2 protein-coding genes are annotated in these 4,375 nt (G+C 63.7%); both read left to right on the forward strand.

What is annotated here, in order from left to right; all coding sequences use genetic code 11:
* The coding region (locus tag H1Y01_RS06590; RefSeq protein ID WP_180539647.1) for an ABC transporter permease at positions 1–2,427 on the forward strand (2,427 nt) is incomplete at its 5' end.
* A 2-nt stretch (positions 2,428–2,429) separates the two neighbouring features.
* The coding region (locus tag H1Y01_RS06595; protein WP_180539648.1) for an ABC transporter permease at positions 2,430–4,375 on the forward strand (1,946 nt) is incomplete at its 3' end.

Below are 4,375 nucleotides of genomic sequence, written 5' to 3' on the forward strand. Positions count from 1 at the left end.
ACGCCCGGGTTCACGATCCTCGCGATCGTCACGCTCGCTCTCGGCGCCGGCGTGAACACCGCCATGTTCAGTGTGATCGAAGCGGTCATGCTGCGACCCCTGCCTTATCCGCATCCCGAGCAATTGGTCCGCTTTGCCGAGACGATGCCGGGCGCAAATTGGGCCTCGTTCAGCCTGGCGGATCTCCCCGACTACCTCCACAACACAACGCTTTCCGGCATCGTCCACATCGGCGACGATTCGCTCAACCTCACCGGCGTGGGAGCGCCTGAGCGCGTTCCGGTCACGCGCACCTCCGGCAATTTCTTCGATGTTCTGGGCGTCCATCCGCGCTTCGGTCGCGGCTACTCCCCGTCCGACGATCGCTTCGGCGCGCCCCATGTAGTCGTGCTCGGCGATGAATTCTGGCGTTCGCATTTCGGCGCCGATCCGAATATCATCGGCAAATCGATCCGGCTCGATGGCGAACCGTACCTGGTCACCGGCGTGATGCCGCCGGGCTTCGTTTCCCCCGAGCAGTTCGGCCGCACCGATCGCCTCGAAATGTACGTGCCCGATTGCTACGGACCGGATGTGCTCAACGATCGCGGCACGCGCATCGACACCGGTTTCGCCCGGCTCCGTCCGGGCGTATCGGTTGAACAAGCCCGCAGCGAGTTGAACGGGATCGCGGCGCGTCTGGCCAAAGCTTATCCCAAAACAAACAATGGCGACCGCGTCGTCATCGAACCGCTGAAGGACAACGTCGCGGCGGGAGCGCGAACCTCGCTGCTGGTGCTGCTTGGCGCGGTGAGTCTCATCCTTCTGATCGCCTGCGTCAACGTGGCGAATCTGCTTTTGGCGCGAGCGGTGCGCCAACGCCGTGATATCGCGGTCCGCATCGCACTTGGCGCCAAACGCACCCGCATCATGCGTGAACTGCTGCTGCAGAATGGACTGCTCGCCGCCGCCGGTTGCATGCTGGGAATCCTCTGCGCGGGATGGATGACGACGGCCCTGATCGGCAGCGCACCGGATGTCCCGCGCCTCGGCGCCGCGACTCTGAATCTGACCGTTCTCGCGTTTGGCTTGCTGGCGTGCGGGGGAACCGCCATGCTCTTCGGCCTCGCGCCGGCGTGGCTCGTTTCGGGCGCCGATCCGCTGATCGCGCTGCATGGTTCCAATGCGCGCCACTCCGCCGGATCGGGCGTGCTGCGCTGGCGCGCCATCCTGATGGCCTCGGAGGTCGCGCTCTCCCTCGTGCTGCTGGTCGGCGCGGGGCTGATGCTCAAGAGCTTCATCAAGCTGCGCGGCGTGAATCTGGGGTTCGAACCCGATCGCGTGCTGGCCATGAACATCAGCATCCCGGATCGAAATGCCGGAGTTCAACCGGCCCAAGCGGATAGGGATAACGCCGCCGCACCTGAGCCCGAGATCGCTCCCGGCGCTGAACGCCGCTACCAATTCTTCGACGCTTTAGAGCGCCGCGTGGAAGCCATACCGGGCGTCGAATCCGCGGCTTTCGGGCGGTTTCCTCTACGGGGCCACTGGAACAGTTCCTACGAACAGAAAGAGCACCCGCTGGCGAAAGATCAGGATTCCGAGATGCAGCTCGATTCGCAGATGTGCAGCGTGAACTACTTCCGCACGCTGCAAATGAAAGTCGTCGAAGGCCGCGATTTCACCGGCGGCGACCGGATGGGTTCGGAGCCGGTGATCATCGTCAATCAAACGTTCGAGCGTCGCTACTATCCACATGGCGCGCTCGGTCATGAGATCCGGCGGACCGGCACAAAACAGTGGCGGCGTATTGTGGGCGTGGTTGCGGACGCGCACTACTACGGGCAGGATAAAGCGACGGAACCCGCCGCCTTCATGCCCGCGGCTCAATTGGATTCCTATCCGGTTCCGATTGCCGATTTCGCCGTTCGGTCCTCATTGCCGCCCACGCAGCTGCTTCCCGCCATTCGCAAAGCCGTGTGGAGTCTTGACCCGGATCAACCCATCACGCGCATCCAGACGTTGAGCGAGAAAGTATCCGAATCGCAATCAAGGCAGCGTTTCCAGGCCATGCTGCTCGGGCTTTTCGGTGTCCTCGCGCTGGCGCTGGCGGTCGTCGGAATCTACGGCGTCGTGTCTTATAACGTGGAGCAGCGCACTTCCGAGATCGGCCTGCGCATGGCACTGGGCGCGCGTCCGGCCGGCATTCTCGGCATGGTTGTGCGTCAGGCCATGACGCTGTGCGGGGCCGGCGCACTCGCCGGACTGGCGATCGCGTGGGCCTCGTCGCGCGCCATGAGCAGTCTGCTCTTCGGCGTTCAACCGATCGATCCGTTTACCTACGCGGCCGTATGCGCGACATTAATCGCCGCCGCGCTGGCGGCCTGCTGGGCGCCCGCCTATCGCGCGGCCGCAACCAATCCTATGGAAGCACTGAGGCACGAATAACGATGCAAGAACTACTGGCCGATTTCCGCTACGCGACGCGAACGCTCTGGAAGAATCCGGGGTTCACACTGGTCGCCGTGCTTGCGCTGGCTCTGGGCACGGGCGCAACCACCGCGATCTTTAGCGTGGTGGATGCCGTGCTGCTGCGCCCGCTCCCTTACTCCACAGCGGACCGGCTGGTCGGCGTCCTCCACTACGACTCGAAGCGCGGCCCGGAGAGCGCGGCGCTGAGCTATCCGGATTTTCGCGACTTCCGTTCGCAGAATCACACGCTCGATCACATGGCGGTTTACCACCCCGACTCGTGGCCGATGCTGGCGCCTGGAAAGGAGCCCGTGAACGTTCACATGGCCGTGGTTTCGGCGGACTTGTTCCCGATGCTCGCGGTTCATCCGACAGCGGGCCGAACGTTCACTGCCGCTGAAGACGAAGACACAGCCGGCCCGATGAAAGCGATTCTCAGCGACTATGCGTGGAGGAAGCTTTTCGGCGGCGACCAGGCGATCCTGGGCAAAACGGTTCTCCTGCGCCAACAGCCGTACACCATCATCGGCATCATGCCGCGCGGCTTTCAGTTCCCCATCCAGAGCGAGCCCACCGACTTGTGGACCACCTTCGGATACTCACCCGACCTGCGCAAGACTTCGCCTGAAAGCACGCCCATGGGTATCCAGCGCGGCGCGCATTTCCTGGACTTCGCCGCGACCCTAAAGCCGGGCGTGTCGACCGATCAGGCGCGGGCCGATCTCGCCGTAATCAACACGCGGCTCGCGAAGCAATTCCGAAATTCCAACCAGTATCGCGAAGTTCAGGTACTCCCGATGCTGGACCATATGGTCGCCCAACTGCGTCCCGTGCTGTTACTGCTGCTGGGCGCGGTTGGCTGCGTGCTGCTGATCGCGTGCGCCAACGTCGCCAACCTGCTGCTGGCGCGCGCCACGACGCGTTCGCGGGAACTGGCGATCCGCACCGCTTTGGGCGCCGGGCGCGCGCGTCTGGTGCGCCAGATCCTCACGGAAAGCGTGCTGCTCTCGCTGCTAGGGGGCGTTTTCGGCATGCTGCTGGCCGCGTGGGGGACCGCCCTTCTCGCGCACTATGGGCCGCAGGACGTTCCGCGGCTGGCGGACGCACGCCTGAACGTGGAGGTCTTCGTGTTCGCGCTGGCGATGTCGCTCGTGACGGGTCTCGTCTTCGGGGCGGTGCCCGCGTTGCGCGCCGCAAATTCGAGTCCGGGTGAAGCGCTGAAGGACGGCTCGCGCGGATCCACCGAAGGCCTGCGCCACAACAAAGCGCGCAGCATTCTCGTGATCGCCGAAGTCGCGCTCGCGCTCATGCTTCTTTCGAGCGCCGGCTTGCTGATTCGCAGCCTCGATCGCCTCAACCACACCAACGCCGGATACGATACGGCCAACGTCCTGACCGGGACTTTCGACTTTCCGGAGAGCCGTTATCCGGATGCGAAGTTAGTGCAGGCGCTCGACAGCCTGGAAGCGAAGCTCAGTGCGTTGCCGAATGTCATCGCAGCGAGCGACGTTGTGGTCCTGCCTCTGGCCGGTGACGACATGAGTACCGGCATCGACTTTCAAGGTAAGCCGGTATCATCCGCGGACCGGCCGATCACTCGCGTCAACATCGCCGCGCCCAACTACTTCCGCGCGATGGGCACTCCGTTGCTCGCCGGGCGCGATTTCAATTCGCGGGATGTAGATAAAGCGCCTGAGGTGGTCATCGTCAATCAGGCTTTTGTTCAACAATTCTTCCCCAATGAAAACCCGATCGGGAAGCGCGTTCGTCCGGGTTTCGGCCACGGAGGCGGCGAACCGCCGATGCGCGAGATCGTCGGCGTGGTGGCTTCGGTGCAGCAGGATCGGATTGGCAAGAAATCGCTTCCCGAAGTTTTCATGCCACGCGGCCAGTTCCCGAATACGTCGACGGCGGTTGTCGTTCG

This window comes from Nevskia soli (assembly GCF_903970205.1).
Lineage (GTDB): Bacteria > Acidobacteriota > Terriglobia > Bryobacterales > Bryobacteraceae > Bog-113.